The 12654-nt window shown below is 68.2% G+C and carries 14 protein-coding genes; 1 reads left to right on the top strand and 13 read right to left on the bottom strand.

Going from position 1 to position 12654, the window contains the following annotated elements; genetic code table 11:
* Positions 1–74: 74 nt before the first annotated feature.
* The 8 genes from HHL11_RS04990 to HHL11_RS04955 all read right to left on the bottom strand — a co-directional run bounded on the left by HHL11_RS04990 (position 75) and on the right by HHL11_RS04955 (position 7190).
* Positions 75–1346 (bottom strand): serine hydrolase domain-containing protein, encoded by a 1272-nt coding sequence (locus tag HHL11_RS04990; RefSeq protein WP_169417329.1) that lies wholly within the window; start codon positions 1344–1346, stop codon positions 75–77.
* A 55-nt stretch (positions 1347–1401) separates the two neighbouring features.
* The gene (locus HHL11_RS04985; protein ID WP_240980004.1) at positions 1402–2268 is read right to left on the bottom strand and encodes an NAD(P)-dependent oxidoreductase; all 867 of its coding nucleotides are present in this window, start codon (positions 2266–2268) and stop codon (positions 1402–1404) included.
* Positions 2265–3224, bottom strand: a complete 960-nt coding sequence (locus tag HHL11_RS04980; protein WP_169417328.1) for a tripartite tricarboxylate transporter substrate binding protein — start codon at positions 3222–3224, stop codon at positions 2265–2267. Before HHL11_RS04980 ends, HHL11_RS04985 begins: the two co-directional genes overlap by 4 nt.
* A 30-nt stretch (positions 3225–3254) precedes the next feature.
* On the bottom strand, positions 3255–4178 hold the full coding sequence (locus HHL11_RS04975; protein WP_169417327.1) for an NAD(P)-dependent oxidoreductase: 924 nt from the start codon (positions 4176–4178) through the stop codon (positions 3255–3257).
* A gap of 89 nt (positions 4179–4267) precedes the next feature.
* Positions 4268–4417: a twin-arginine translocation signal domain-containing protein gene (locus tag HHL11_RS04970; RefSeq protein ID WP_169417326.1), complete on the bottom strand. Its 150-nt coding sequence runs from the start codon at positions 4415–4417 to the stop codon at positions 4268–4270.
* Positions 4418–4607: 190 nt separating this feature from the next.
* Positions 4608–5813: a 3-oxoadipyl-CoA thiolase gene (pcaF, locus tag HHL11_RS04965; protein ID WP_169417325.1), complete on the bottom strand. Its 1206-nt coding sequence runs from the start codon at positions 5811–5813 to the stop codon at positions 4608–4610.
* 31 nt (positions 5814–5844) lie between these two features.
* Entirely contained in the window at positions 5845–6486 is a 642-nt protein-coding gene (locus tag HHL11_RS04960; RefSeq protein ID WP_169419914.1) for a 3-oxoacid CoA-transferase subunit B, read from the bottom strand.
* Positions 6487–6488: 2 nt separating this feature from the next.
* Positions 6489–7190 carry a 3-oxoacid CoA-transferase subunit A gene (locus HHL11_RS04955; protein ID WP_169417324.1) on the bottom strand — a complete coding sequence of 234 codons (702 nt, stop codon included), beginning with the start codon at positions 7188–7190 and terminating at the stop codon, positions 6489–6491.
* A 68-nt stretch (positions 7191–7258) separates the two neighbouring features.
* On the opposite strand from HHL11_RS04955, the gene HHL11_RS04950 reads away from it, so the two are divergent.
* Positions 7259–8044 (top strand): IclR family transcriptional regulator domain-containing protein, encoded by a 786-nt coding sequence (locus HHL11_RS04950; RefSeq protein ID WP_169417323.1) that lies wholly within the window; start codon positions 7259–7261, stop codon positions 8042–8044.
* Here HHL11_RS04950 and HHL11_RS04945 read toward each other — a convergent pair.
* From HHL11_RS04945 to HHL11_RS04925, 5 genes are all read right to left on the bottom strand, one after another.
* On the bottom strand, positions 7935–8969 hold the full coding sequence (locus tag HHL11_RS04945; RefSeq protein WP_169417322.1) for a branched-chain amino acid ABC transporter permease: 1035 nt from the start codon (positions 8967–8969) through the stop codon (positions 7935–7937). The genes HHL11_RS04950 and HHL11_RS04945 overlap by 110 nt on opposite strands.
* A gap of 131 nt (positions 8970–9100) precedes the next feature.
* Positions 9101–9973: a branched-chain amino acid ABC transporter permease gene (locus HHL11_RS04940; RefSeq protein WP_342593176.1), complete on the bottom strand. Its 873-nt coding sequence runs from the start codon at positions 9971–9973 to the stop codon at positions 9101–9103.
* Positions 9974–9975: 2 nt separating this feature from the next.
* Positions 9976–10674 carry an ABC transporter ATP-binding protein gene (locus HHL11_RS04935; RefSeq protein ID WP_425355182.1) on the bottom strand — a complete coding sequence of 233 codons (699 nt, stop codon included), beginning with the start codon at positions 10672–10674 and terminating at the stop codon, positions 9976–9978.
* Positions 10671–11390: an ABC transporter ATP-binding protein gene (locus HHL11_RS04930; protein ID WP_169417321.1), complete on the bottom strand. Its 720-nt coding sequence runs from the start codon at positions 11388–11390 to the stop codon at positions 10671–10673. The genes HHL11_RS04935 and HHL11_RS04930 overlap by 4 nt, the downstream gene beginning before the upstream one ends.
* Positions 11390–12637, bottom strand: coding sequence for an ABC transporter substrate-binding protein (locus tag HHL11_RS04925; RefSeq protein ID WP_169417320.1), 1248 nt, complete (start codon positions 12635–12637; stop codon positions 11390–11392). Before HHL11_RS04925 ends, HHL11_RS04930 begins: the two co-directional genes overlap by 1 nt.
* Positions 12638–12654 lie beyond the last annotated feature (17 nt).

The following is a 12654-nucleotide window of genomic DNA, read 5'->3' as shown; positions in this document are numbered from 1 at the left end:
CGAACCAATATAGGCCGAACGTATTGAGGTGTAAATGGTGCTTACATCCTCGGATGCGCAAGACGCAACAGCCCTCAGGCCAGGACGCGTCCGAGTGCGAGCAGCATGGGCAAGGTGATCGGGTCGTTGGCGGCGCTGGCGGCGACCGGATGCGAGGCGAAGCGAGCCACCACCATCTGCGCTTTCGGCGCCACGTAAAGCCGCTGGCCGTGGATGCCGCGGCCTTCGAAGGCGCCGAGTTCGTTGTGGGTGACCCACCACATGCTGCGATACGAGTAGCCAGGCAGCAAGGTGTAGCCCGCCTTCGCGAACTTGGCCGGATCGCTGCCGCGGCGGATGTCCGCCACCACCGCGGCGGGCAGCAGCTGGCGGCCGCCCCAGTCGCCTTCGCGCCGCATCAGCTCGCCGAAGCGCGCCAGGTCGCGCAGGCTGGCGTGCAGGCCGCCGCCGCCCATGGGCACGCCGAGCGGGTCGACGGTGAGGTAGGCGTCCTCCTCGCAGCCAAGCGGTTCCCACAGCTGCTCCGACAGCATCTGCGCCAGCGGCTGCCCGGTCACCTGCTTCATCACCCAGCACATCAGCTCGGTGTTGACCGTCTTGTACGCGAAGGCCTGGCCGTGCGCGCCTTCCGGCTGCAAGGTGCGGAGGTACTCGTAGAAGCTGCCCGGGCCCGCGTAGCCGGACGGCCGCGGACGCAGGCCGCCGGCACGCGCGTAGTTCCAGATGTCGGCATTGGCATCCGCGTAGAGCTCCGAATAGGCGACGCCGACCTGCATGTCCATCACTTCGCGCAGGGTGGCGTCCTCGTAGGCGGTGCCGCGCATTTCGGGCAGCCAGTGCGGGATGCGCTGCGTGTCCTGCAGCAGGCCTTCGTGCACCAGCTTCGCCGCCAGCGTGGCCGCATAGGACTTGGTGATGGAGAAGCAGCTGTGCGGCAGCTGCGGCTGCAGCGCGCCGAAGTAGCGCTCATAGATGCAGCGGCCACGGTGCAGCACCAGCAGGCCGTCGGTGTAGGTGTCGGGCAGCGAGCTCGCCCAGGTGCGCGCGCGGCCCTGCATGTCGGTGAAGGCGAGCGCGTCGATGCGCGCCATGTCCGCTTCCGAGGGCGTGCCCAGCGTGTGCGAGGGACCGCGCCCGCGCCAGACGTTCACCGTCGGCAGCAGCTCGCGCATGTGCGACAGCGACCAGCGGATCTGCGGGAAGTCCAGGAAGCGGTCGTCACCGAACTGCACGCGCCGCTCCGGCGCCGGCGGCGTGCCCTGCATCCAGCCCAGGAGGCGGGGATCGGAGGCGTGCCCGTCGAGATAGGGAACGCCGTCGAATTCCAGCTGGCCTTGCGCTTCCATCGCTTCTCCTTCGCCGCTGCGATGGGCGCAGGCTAAGCGGGCCGGGCGGGCAACGTCAATCGGGCGAAAGACCGGCGGCGGTTTCGACGGTGCGGATGATCGCCGCGTAGTCCTCGCCGCCGCGCCCTTGCGCCACGGCGGCCTGCATCAGCTGCAAGGTCGCCGCGGTCTGCGGCAGCGGCACGTGGTTGGCGGAACCGGCGCCGAGGATCAGCCCCAGGTCCTTGATCATCTGTTCCACCGTGAAGGTCGGCGTGAAGTCCCGCTTGGCCAGCTGCACCGACTTCGCCTTGAGGATCGGCGAGGCGACCGCGCTGGCCGTGAGCACGGACCACATGTCTTCCCACTGCAGGCCGCCCTTGCGCCCCAGCGCCAGCGCTTCGGCCAGCATCGCGCTGGTCTGCGCGATCATCAGGTTGACCACCAGCTTCATCAGCCGCGCCTGCTCGGCGTCGCCCAGCCAGAACTGGGCCGGGCCGAGCAGTTGCAGCAGCGGCTGCACGGCGTCGTAGGCCTCGCGCGGGCCCGACGCCATCACGGTCAGCTGCGCCGCTTCGGCCATGTGGTTGTTGCCGGAAACGGTGGCCCGCACGTGGGCGATGCCCGCTTCCGAACAAGCCCGTGCCACCGCGGCCGATACGCGCGGCGATACGGTGCTGGTGTCCATATAGATGGTGCCGCGCGACGCCTCGCGTGCGACCTGGCCACCGACGGCCAGCAGCGCGTCGTCGTGCGGCAGCGAAGACAGCACCACCTCGGCCCCGCGCAGCGCTTGCGCGTCGACGGCGAGCCCGGCGGCTCGGGCCAGCGCGAGCCGCTCCGGCGCCGTGTCCTGCACGCTGACGACGTGGCCACCGCGCCGGAAATGCAGCGCCATCGGCAGCCCCATCTTGCCGACGCCGATGACGTGCACCCGCATCATTGCGCCTTCAGGTTGGCGGCCTTGGCGATCTGCGCGGCCGATTCCATCTCGGTCTTGATGTAGCCGTTGAAGGCCGCCGGCTCCATCGTGAACGCTTCCGCGCCCAGGTTGGCGAGGCGCTGCTTCACCTCGGGCGTGTTCAATGCCTTCACCGCTTCGTCATGCAGGCGCTTGACGACGGCCGGCGGCGTGGCCGAGGGCACGATCATGCCGACCCAGAAGGTGTAGTCGGAGCCGGGCACGCCGGCTTCCACCGTGGTCGGCACATCCGGCAGCGCAGGCGAGCGGCTCGCGGTACTGACGGCCAGCGCCAGCAGCTTGCCGTCCTTGATCAGCGGCAGGGCCGAGGACAGCGGCGCGAAGAACCAGTCGTCGCGGCCGCCGATGACGTCGCTCAGCGCTTCCGGCGTGCCCTTGAAAGGAACGTGCACCGCGTCGATGCCGGCCTGCAGCTTGAACTTCTCCGCGTTCAGGTGGGTCGCGCTGCCGACGCCGGCCGATGCGTAATTGAGCTGGCCCGGCTTGGCCTTGGCCGCGGCCACGACGTCTGCCACCGTCTTCCAGCCGCGCGTGGGCGACACGACCATCACGTTGGGCAGCGCCGCGAGCGGCGTCACGCCGGTCAGGTCCTTCAGCGTGTCGTAGGAGAGGTTGGGATAGATCGCGGGGTTCAGCGCATGGCCGGAGGAGTGGACCAGCACCGTGTAGCCATCCGGCTCGCTGCGCGCCACCTGCGCGGCGCCGATGGTGCCGCCGGCGCCCGGCTTGTTGTCGATGACGATGGGCTGGCCCAGGTTCTTCCCCATCACGTCGCCCACGGTGCGGGCAATGATGTCGGTGCCGCTGCCCGGCGTGAAGGGCACGATGAACCGGATCGGCTTGTTCGGATAGGCTGACTGCGCGGCGGCCACGCCAGCGAGCAGGGTGGCGGCCAGGAGGGTGATGAGTCGCTTCATGTCTTGTCTCCTCTCACGAAGGTTTGGGGTTCAGGATTCCAGGCCGTCGCTGATCTTCACGTTGGCAGGCTTCAGTTCCAGCCCCGCGTCCTTGGCCATTTCCACCAGCAGCACGGCGAAGTCGATGTCCTCGTAACCGCGGCCCACCATGCGCGCCACCGATTCGCGCGTGGCGGCGGCGGCCGGCATGGCGACACCGTGCGCCTTGGCCGCGCCCATGCCCAGGTCCATGTCCTTCAGCAGCAGCTTGGGCGTGAAGGTCACCTGGTCGAAGGTGAGGTTGGACAGCATCGGCGTCTTGTAGCGCGTGTACATCGAGCCGAGCACCGAGTCGTTGATGCTCTCGAGGAACACGTGGCGCGGGATGCCGGCCTTTTCGGCCAGCACCGTGATCTCGCACAGGTTCTGGATGATCACGCCGAACATCGTGTTGTGCGCGATCTTCCAGATGCGGGCCAGCTCGCCCTCGCCCACCCACATCGCCTTGCGGCCCATGGCCTGCAGGAAGGGCTGCGCCTTGTCGTACAACGCCTGCGGGCCGGAGCAGACGATCAGCAGCTTGCCCGCCTTGGCCACCTTGGCGTTGCCGGACACCGGCGCGCAGAGGTAGGCCACGCCCATGGCTTCCAGCTGCTCGCGGATCTCGGCCGAGCCCTCCTGCGAGATGGAGGACGAATCGACCACCACCTTCGGCTTCTCCGCGCCCGTCACCAGGCCGCCTTCGCCGAACAGCACCTCCTTGAGGTCGTCGGTGGTGGAGACCATGGTGAACACCACCTCGCAGCTGGCGAGGTCGGTCTTGTGGTTGACGATCTCCGCGCCGTATTCGGCCAGCGGTTCCGCCTTGCTGCGCGTGCGGTTCCACACCTTCGCGCCGAAGCCGGCCTTCAGCAGCCGCTTGACCATTGCCTCGCCCATGCGGCCGAGGCCGATCCATCCGATCTGGTTTGCCATCTCTCTGTCTCTCTCTCTTCTCTGCTTGCGTGTTCAGCCCGCCATCGCCTGCCGCCAGTAACGGCGGTCGATGCACTTGTCGGGGTCGTTCAAGGGTCGCGGAGGTTGACACCCCTGCCGAAGCTGATGACGGAGACGGGTTGCGGCGGCTTGGCGGGCTGGCTGGCGCAACCGGCGAGAGCGGCCGCGCCTGCAGCCGCCGCGAGCACGCTGCGGCGACGGATCTTGCTTGTCTCCATGGCGCGCAGTGTGTTGCGCGCCCCCGCGGCTTGCAAGCTGGAGCGCCGGAATTCAGTTTTCCGGCGCTTGGAAGAGCACCCTTCGTCATTCCCGCGAAGGCGGGAAGCTGGGGCGCCCAAAGAAAACGCGGCCGGCGGCCGCGTTCATTTCAATGCCCTGGGTCCCCGCCTCCGCGGGGATGACGAGGGTTTACACGTGTTCCAGGATGACGGCGATGCCCTGCCCCACGCCGATGCACATCGTGCACAGCGCGTAGCGGCCGCCGCTGCGGTGCAGCTGGTTGACGGCGGTGGTGGCCAGGCGCGCGCCCGAAGCCCCCAGCGGATGGCCCAGCGCGATCGCGCCGCCATTCGGGTTGACCCGGGGGTCGTCGTCCTGCAGGCCCAGCATGCGCAGCACGGCCAGGCCTTGCGCGGCGAAGGCTTCGTTCAGCTCGATGACGTCGATCTGCTCCAGCTTGATGCCGGTCAGCGCCAGCACCTTCTGCGTGGCCGGCGCCGGGCCGATGCCCATGACGCGCGGCGCCACGCCGGCGGTGGCCATGCCGACGATGCGGGCACGCGGCGTCAGGCCGTTCTTGGCGGCGGTGGCTTCATCGGCCAGCAGCAGCGCACAGGAACCGTCATTGACGCCGCTGGCGTTGCCGGCGGTCACCGTGCCGTCGGGACGCACCACGCCCTTGAGCTTGGCCAGCGCTTCCAGCGAGGTCTCGCGCGGATGCTCGTCCTTGCTGACGACGATGGCATCGCCCTTCTTCTGCGGGATCGTCACCGGCGTGATCTCGGCGTCGAAGAAACCGGCCTTCTGCGCGGCCACGGCCTTCAGCTGGGAGGCGAGGGCCATGCGGTCCTGCGCCGCGCGCTCGATCTTGTAGTCGGTGGCGACGTTCTCCGCCGTCTCGGGCATGGCGTCGACGCCGTACTGTTCCTTCAGCAGCTTGTTGATGAAGCGCCAGCCGATGGTGGTGTCGTACACCGCGTTCGAGCGGCTGAAGGCGCTCTCGGCCTTGGGCATGACGAAGGGCGCGCGGCTCATGCTCTCGACGCCGCCCGCGATCATCAGCGAGGCTTCGCCCGACTTGATGGCGCGAGCGGCGGTGCCGACCGCATCCAGGCCGGAACCGCACAGGCGGTTGATGGTGGCGCCGGGCACGGCTATCGGCAGGCCGGCCAGCAGCGTGGCCATGCGGGCGACGTTGCGGTTGTCTTCGCCGGCCTGGTTGGCGCAGCCGTACAGGACGTCGGTGACGGCCTGCCAGTCGACCTTGGTGTGGCGCGCCATCAGCGCCTTGAGGGGGATGGCGCCGAGGTCGTCGGTGCGCACCGAGGACAGCGCGCCGCCGTAGCGGCCGAAGGGCGTGCGGATCGCATCGCAGATGAAAGCTTGGCGGGTCATTTCAGAGGTCTCCTGGGTTCAGGCTGCCAAATCAGGCGGAAATCGGCAGGCCGACGAGTTTCTCGAGTTCCGCGTGGCTGAGGCCGTCGACGGCGTCGATCAGCTTCAGCCCCTGCGGGGTGCATTCCAGCGTAGCAAGGTCCGTGTAGATGCGCTTCACGCAACCCACGCCGGTCAGCGGGTAGTTGCAGCGCTCCACCACCTTGCTTTCGCCCTTCTTGGTGAGCAGGTCCATCATCACCCAGGTCTGCTTGGCGCCGATGGCGAGGTCCATGGCGCCGCCGACGGCGGGGATGGCACCGGGCTCGCCGGTGCTCCAGTTGGCGAGGTCGCCCTTGGCCGAAACCTGGAAGGCGCCCAGCACGCAGATGTCCAGGTGGCCGCCGCGCATCATGCCGAAGGAGTCGGCGTGATGGAAGAAGGCGCCGCCGGGCAGCAAGGTCACCGGCTGCTTGCCGGCGTTGATGAGGTCGTAGTCTTCGCTGCCCGCGGCCGGCGCCGGGCCCATGCCCAGGATGCCGTTCTCGGAGTGCAGCACGATCTCGATGCCGGGTGGCAGGTGGTTGGCGACGGCCGTGGGCATGCCGATGCCCAGGTTGACGTAGGCGCCGTCGAACATGTCGCGCGCCACGCGGGCGGCCAGCTGGTCCTTGGTTCGCTTCTGGTAAGCCATGTTCATGCTGCCTTCTTGAAGCCGGCGCCTTGCGTGGCGACGCGCGGGATCTTGACGATCTTGCCGACGAAGATGCCCGGGGTGACGATCGCTTCCGGATCGAGCTGGCCCAGCTCCTTGATCTCGAACACGCTGGCGATGGTCAGCTTGGCGGCCGTGGCCATCACCGGGCCGAAGTTGCGCGCGGCCATGCGATAGGTGAGGTTGCCCCAGCGGTCGCCCGCCTCGGCCTTGATCAGCGCGACGTCGGCGTGGATCGGGTGTTCCAGCACGTACTGCCTGCCGTTGATCTCGCGCGTCTCCTTGCCCTTGGCCAGCTCGGTGCCGTAGCCGGTGGGGCAGAAGAAGGCGCCGATGCCGGCGCCGGCCGCGCGGATGCGCTCGGCCAGGTTGCCTTGCGGCACCAGTTCCAGCTCGATCTTGGCGCTGCGATACAGCTCGTCGAACACGAAGCTGTCCACCTGGCGCGGGAAGCTGCAGATGATCTTGCGCACGCGGCCGGTCTTCAGCAGCGCCGCCAGGCCGGTGTCGCCGTTGCCGGCGTTGTTGTTGACGACGGTGAGGTCGCGGGCGCCGTGCTCGATCAGGCCGTCGATCAGCTCGCCGGGAATGCCGGAGGTGCCGAAGCCGCCGATCAGCACGGTGGCGCCGTCGCGCACGCCGGCCAGGGCCTCGGGGATCGAGGCCGCGATCTTGTCGATCATGGGGAAGAACTCCTAAATGTTCGCTATTCGAACAAGTGTTCGTATAATGAATTCTACAAGCCAAACCCATGGACCGCCCGAATAACCCCGAATTGCGCCCCGGCGATGCCTACGTGCAGAGCTTCGCCCGCGGGCTGGAGGTGATCCGCTCCTTCAACGCGCAGTCGCCGCGGCAGACCTTGAGCGACGTGGCGGCGCGCACCGGCCTCACCCGCGCCGGCGCGCGGCGCATCCTGCTCACCTTGCAGACTCTGGGCTACGTGGAGAGCGACGGCAAGCTGTTCGCGCTGACGCCGCGCATCCTGGACCTGGGCTTCGCCTATCTCTCGTCGATGCCGATGTGGAACGTGGCGGAGCCGCTGATGGAAGCGCTGGTGGAGGAGGTGAAGGAATCCTGCTCCGCGGCGGTGCTGGAAGGCACGGACATCGTCTACGTGCTGCGCGTGTCGACGCGCACGATCATGCGCAATTCGCTGGGTATCGGCTCGCGGCTGCCGGCTTATTGCACGTCGATGGGGCGGATGCTGCTGGCTGGCTTGTCGGACGAAGAGGCGATGGCCTTGCTGCGTGCGAGCAAGCTGGATGCGCGCACGCGCTACACGCTGGTCGAGCCGGAGGCCATCCTGGCCAAGGTGCAGCAGGCGCGCAAGCAGGGCTGGTCGCTGGTGAACCAGGAGCTGGAAGAAGGGCTGGTGTCGATGGCCGCGCCGGTGCTGAATCGCGCGGGGCGGATGGTCGCGGCGATCAATGTGAGCGGACAGGCGAACCGGACGACGGCGCGGCAGATGCAGGATGCGATGCTGGCGCCGCTGCGGCAGGCGGCGCAGGAGATTTCGCAGCGGCTCGCGATGTGACGAGGCGTCGCTGAGTCGGGAACAGCGACCAGCCCCAGCGCTGCTGCGCATAGCCCCACAGTCCCTGCTTGAAGAACAGCGTCACCACGATCGCCAGCAGGCCCAGTCCCAGCAGGTACCAGGTGCCCCAATCGCTGAAGAACTTGTTCAGCGCCCAGAAGATCAGCGCGCCGACGATCGGCCCTTCGATGCGGCCGATGCCGCCGATCACCACCATGAAGATCGCGAAGGCCGTCCAGTTCACGCTGAAGGCCGCATCCGGGCTGATGCGCAGGTTGCCGACGAAGTACAGCGCGCCGGCCAGCCCGGCGCCGAAGGCGGCCACCGTGTACACGGCCAGCTTCATGCGCCGCACCGCGATGCCTTGCGACTCCGCGGCCACCTCGTTGTCGCGGATCGCCATCAGCGCCAGGCCCTGCTTGCTGCGCAGGAACAGGTAGACGCCGGCGACGCAGGCCACGACGCTGGCGAGCGCGATCCAGTAGGTGAGGCTCTCGCGGGTGCCGCGCTCGAAGCCGCGCAGTGCCGTGAGCGTGGTGCCCGAGCCGCCGCCCACCGCCGGCACGTTGGCGATGGAGAGGCGGAACACTTCGGCGATGACCCAGGTGCCGATGGCGAAGTAGCCGCCCTGCAGGCGGAAGGCGACCCACGAGACGGGCAGCGCGATCAGCGCCGCGGCGAGCCCGCCGAGCGGCACGGCGAGGAAGGGGTTCATGCCGGCGAAGTTGCCCAGCGCCAGCATCCCGTAACCGCCCAGGCCCAGGAAAGCCTGCTGCCCGATGCTGACCATGCCGCCGTAGCCGGCCAGCAGGTTCCACATCATCGCGAAGATGAAGTAGCTGGCGATCTCGACGAACTCGCGCATCCAGCTGGATTCGGCCCAGAAGGGGAGCGTGGCCGCGACCACGACGAGGATCGCCGCCATTGGGAGCGCCACCAGGCTTGCGCGCGACCCGCGCGTGACCGTCATTCCCGCGGAGGCGGGAACCCAGGGCGTCCCGGCCGCAGGGAGCCCTGGGTCCCCGCCTTCGCGGGGATGACGAAGAGTGCTTTCCATCATCCTCGCGTCCTCGGAAACAGCCCTTGCGGCCTGAGCACCAGCACCGCCAGGAACACCAGGTGCCCGAACCAGATCCCCCAACCCGGATCCAGCCGGAAGCCCACCTGCTGCGCCAGCCCCAGCAGCATCGCGCCGGCCAGGGTGCCCCAGAACGAGCCCATGCCGCCGATGATCACCGCCTCGAAAGCGAACAGCAGCAGCAGCGGGCCATCGGAGGGCGACACCGTCGTGCGCATCGCCTGCAGCACGCCCGCCAGCGCCACCAGCACGAAGGCGATGCCGGTGGCCAGCGCGTAGACCTTGCCGGCATGCAGGCCCATCAACTCTGCGATCTCGCGGTCGTCCGACACCGCGCGGAATGATCGGCCCAAAGCCGTAGCCGAGAACAGCCACTGCAGCCCCGCCGTCGCCGCCACCGCCAGCACCAGGATCAGCAAGGGCAAGGCGCCGATCGCCAGGCCGCCCGGCAAGGCCAGGCTGTGCGTGTTGAAGCCGCCGGTCTCGATGGCCCGCGGGTCCGCCGAGAACAGTTCCAGCAACAGGTTCTGGATGACGATGGCCAGGCCGAAGGTCACCACCAGCGAAGGCAAGGGATCGCGACCCAGCGTGCCATTCAACACCCAGCGCTGCAGCGCCCAGCCGAAGCCGAAGGCAATGGGCAGCAGCGCGAGCGAGACACCCAGTGCCGCCCAGCCCGAGCCGCCGGTGAGCATCAGCCCCGCAATCGCGGCGAAGGCGGCCAGGATGATGAAGTCGCCGTGCGCCGTGTTGGTCAGGCGCATGACGCCGAACATCAGCGACTGGCCCAGCGCGAACAAGGTGTACAGCCCGCCCAGCAGCGCCGCCTGCACCAAGACATCCAGTACCACGCTCAGACTCCGAAATAGGCGCGGGCAACCTGCTCGCGCGTGACGGACGACGAGGCGCCGCTCAAGGACACCTTGCCTTCCTGGAAGCAATAGAGCCGCTGCGAGACCTGCTGCGCCATTTGCACGTCCTGCTCCACGACGACGGCCGTCATGCCCTCCTGCGTGATCTTCGGCAGGGCCGCATAGATCTCGCGGATGACGATGGGCGCGAGCCCCAGCGAGAGTTCGTCGCACAGCAGCAGCTCGGGATTGCTCATGAGCGCGCGGCCGATCGCCACCATCTGCTGCTGGCCGCCGGAGAGCGAAGTGCCGGGCTGCCGCCGCTTTTCCAGCAGCACCGGAAACAGCTCGTAGACGCGACGCAGGTTCCAGGGCCCGGCGCGGCGCGAGTTCGCGCCCATCAGCAGGTTCTCTTCGACGGAAAGCGAAGGAAAGAGCCGCCGGCCTTCGGGCACCAGCGCGAGACCGCGGCGGACGATCTCACCAGGCGCAAGGCCACCGACCGGCTCGCCCTTGAAGCGGATCGCGTCGCGCGGCGCCTTCACCAGCCCGCACAGCGCTTTCAGGAAGGTGGACTTGCCGGCGCCATTCGCGCCGATGATGGCCACCAGCTCGCCGGCTTCCACTTCGAAGTCGATGCCGAACAAGGCCTGCGCGTCGCCGTAGAACGCCTGAAGGCCATGCGTGGACAGCAAGGTCACGCTTCCACTCCCATGTACACCCGCCGCACCGCCTCGTCCTGCATCACCGCCTGCGGCGCGCCCTCAGCCAGCTTGCGGCCGAAGTCGATGACGAACAGGCGATCGGCGATGGACAGCAGCGCGTGCACCACATGCTCGATCCAGATCATCGTGATGCCGCGCGCCTTGATGCGGCGCAGCTCGGACACCAGTTCAGAGGCCTCATGTTCGGTGAGGCCGCCGGCGATCTCGTCCAGCAGCAGCAGCTTGGGGCGCGTGGCGAGCGCGCGCGCCAGCTCCAGCCGCTTGCGGTTCAACAAGGTCAGGCCGCCGGCCGGCTTGTTGGCGTGCGGCATGAGACCGGTCTCCTGCAGCACCTCCTGCGCCGTGTGCCAGGCTTCGCGCTCGGCCTGGCGGCCGCCGAAGCAGGCCGCGGTGACGAGGTTCTCGAACACCGTCATCGCGCCGAAGGGCTGCGGCACCTGGTAGCTGCGGCCGATGCCGGCGCGGCAGCGCTGGTGCGGCGCCAGCGCGGTGACGTCGCGGCCTGCGTACTCCACGCGGCCGGCATCGACCCGCACGTCGCCGCTGATCAGGTTGAACAGCGTCGTCTTGCCCGCGCCGTTGGGCCCGAGGATGCCCAGGGTCTCGCCCTCGGCCACCGCCAGCGAGACGCCGTCGGTGACCCTGAGCGCGCCATAGGACTTGCTGACGCCGTGCAGTGCCAACAGCGACATCAGATGGGGCGGATTGTCCCGCCAGCGGGGATCTGCTTGAACGCCTCGTTGTTGACGATCACCAGGTCGTACTTGTACTTGCCCTTGCCTTTCACCCACTGGCCCAGTACCAGCGGCGTCTTGCTGACGTTCTTGAAGGGACCTTGCCCGCCCCACTTCACCGGCCCGACCACGGTCTGCAGGTTGGTGGCGGCGATCGCGTCGCGCACGTCGCTGTTCTTCAGCGACTTGCTGCGCGTGAGCGCGTCCGAAGCCACTTCGAACAGCGCATGGGCGAAGCCGATCGGCTGCGTCCACTGCCGCTTGGTGCCGGCTTCATAGGCGTCGGCCAATTGCTTGGCGCTCTGCTTCGTCAGCGAGGATGTGAAGGGATGCGAAGGGCTCCACCACACTTCCGTGGTCAGGCCATCGCCCAGGTCGCCCAGGGCCTCGATGGCGCCAGGGAACAGCAGCGCCTTGCCCAAGGTGACCACCTTGGGCCTGAAACCCTGCTGCCGCGCCTGCGTGAGGAAGGTCTTGGCGTCCGGCGGGATCACCACGCCGGTAACGATCTCCACGTTCTCCGCCTTGAACTTCGCGATCTGCGCACTGAAGTCCTGCGTGCCGTTCTGGAAGCGGCCCGGGTCGGTGAGCGTGAAGCCCATCTGCGACAGCGGCTTCGGGAAACCCAGCTCCTTGTCGCCCCAGGCATTGCCATCGCCGTCGTTGGGGAACAGCCCGCCCACCTTCTTGTTGGTGGACACGCTCTTCCAGCCGTTGGTGAAGTTGGCGATGACGTCTTCCAGGCCCCAGAAGACGTGGTAGGTCCAGTCGAAGCCCTTGGCCGGGTCGCCCTTGCGGCCGAAGAACCAGGGCTGCCACGGCACCACGCTGGAGATGCAGGGCACCTGGTTCAGTTCCGCGGCGTCGCTGACGGGATTGGCCGTCTCCGGCGTCCCCGCGGTCAGCAGCAGCGCCACCTTGTCCTTCAGGATCAGGTCGTTGGCCACCTCGCCGGCGCGGTTGGGGCTGGACTGGCTGTCCTTCAGGATCACCTGCACTTCGTACTTCCTGCCGCCGACGGTGATGCCGTTCCTGAAGGCGGTCTTCATCTGCTCGATGACCCACTTGTCCGCTTCGCCGAAAGGCGCCAGCGGGCCGGTCTGCGGCGTGACGTAGCCGATCTTCAGCACGTCCGCCGCGAACACATCGGGGACGGCGCCTGCGGCTGCGAGGGCCGCGGTGAACTGCCTGCGCGTGAGTTGCATGCTTAGTCTCCTTCTCT

It is taken from the genome of Ramlibacter agri (genome assembly GCF_012927085.1).
Lineage (GTDB): Bacteria > Pseudomonadota > Gammaproteobacteria > Burkholderiales > Burkholderiaceae_C > Ramlibacter > Ramlibacter agri.
Note: the sequence above shows the minus strand (reverse complement) of the source record. Positions and strands in the feature narration are given on the sequence as shown.

Bases quoted from the DNA above. Each gene is read 5' to 3' on its own strand.
- HHL11_RS04990 (WP_169417329.1), bottom strand. From the start codon at position 1,346: ATGGAAGCGCAAGGCCAGCTGGAATTCGACGGCGTTCCCTATCTCGAC.
- HHL11_RS04985 (WP_240980004.1), bottom strand. From the start codon at position 2,268: ATGATGCGGGTGCACGTCATCGGCGTCGGCAAGATGGGGCTGCCGATG.
- HHL11_RS04980 (WP_169417328.1), bottom strand. From the start codon at position 3,224: ATGAAGCGACTCATCACCCTCCTGGCCGCCACCCTGCTCGCTGGCGTG.
- HHL11_RS04975 (WP_169417327.1), bottom strand. From the start codon at position 4,178: ATGGCAAACCAGATCGGATGGATCGGCCTCGGCCGCATGGGCGAGGCA.
- HHL11_RS04970 (WP_169417326.1), bottom strand. From the start codon at position 4,417: ATGGAGACAAGCAAGATCCGTCGCCGCAGCGTGCTCGCGGCGGCTGCA.
- pcaF (WP_169417325.1), bottom strand. From the start codon at position 5,813: ATGACCCGCCAAGCTTTCATCTGCGATGCGATCCGCACGCCCTTCGGC.
- HHL11_RS04960 (WP_169419914.1), bottom strand. From the start codon at position 6,486: ATGGCTTACCAGAAGCGAACCAAGGACCAGCTGGCCGCCCGCGTGGCG.
- HHL11_RS04955 (WP_169417324.1), bottom strand. From the start codon at position 7,190: ATGATCGACAAGATCGCGGCCTCGATCCCCGAGGCCCTGGCCGGCGTG.
- HHL11_RS04950 (WP_169417323.1), top strand. From the start codon at position 7,259: ATGGACCGCCCGAATAACCCCGAATTGCGCCCCGGCGATGCCTACGTG.
- HHL11_RS04945 (WP_169417322.1), bottom strand. From the start codon at position 8,969: ATGGCGGCGATCCTCGTCGTGGTCGCGGCCACGCTCCCCTTCTGGGCC.
- HHL11_RS04930 (WP_169417321.1), bottom strand. From the start codon at position 11,390: ATGTCGCTGTTGGCACTGCACGGCGTCAGCAAGTCCTATGGCGCGCTC.
- HHL11_RS04925 (WP_169417320.1), bottom strand. From the start codon at position 12,637: ATGCAACTCACGCGCAGGCAGTTCACCGCGGCCCTCGCAGCCGCAGGC.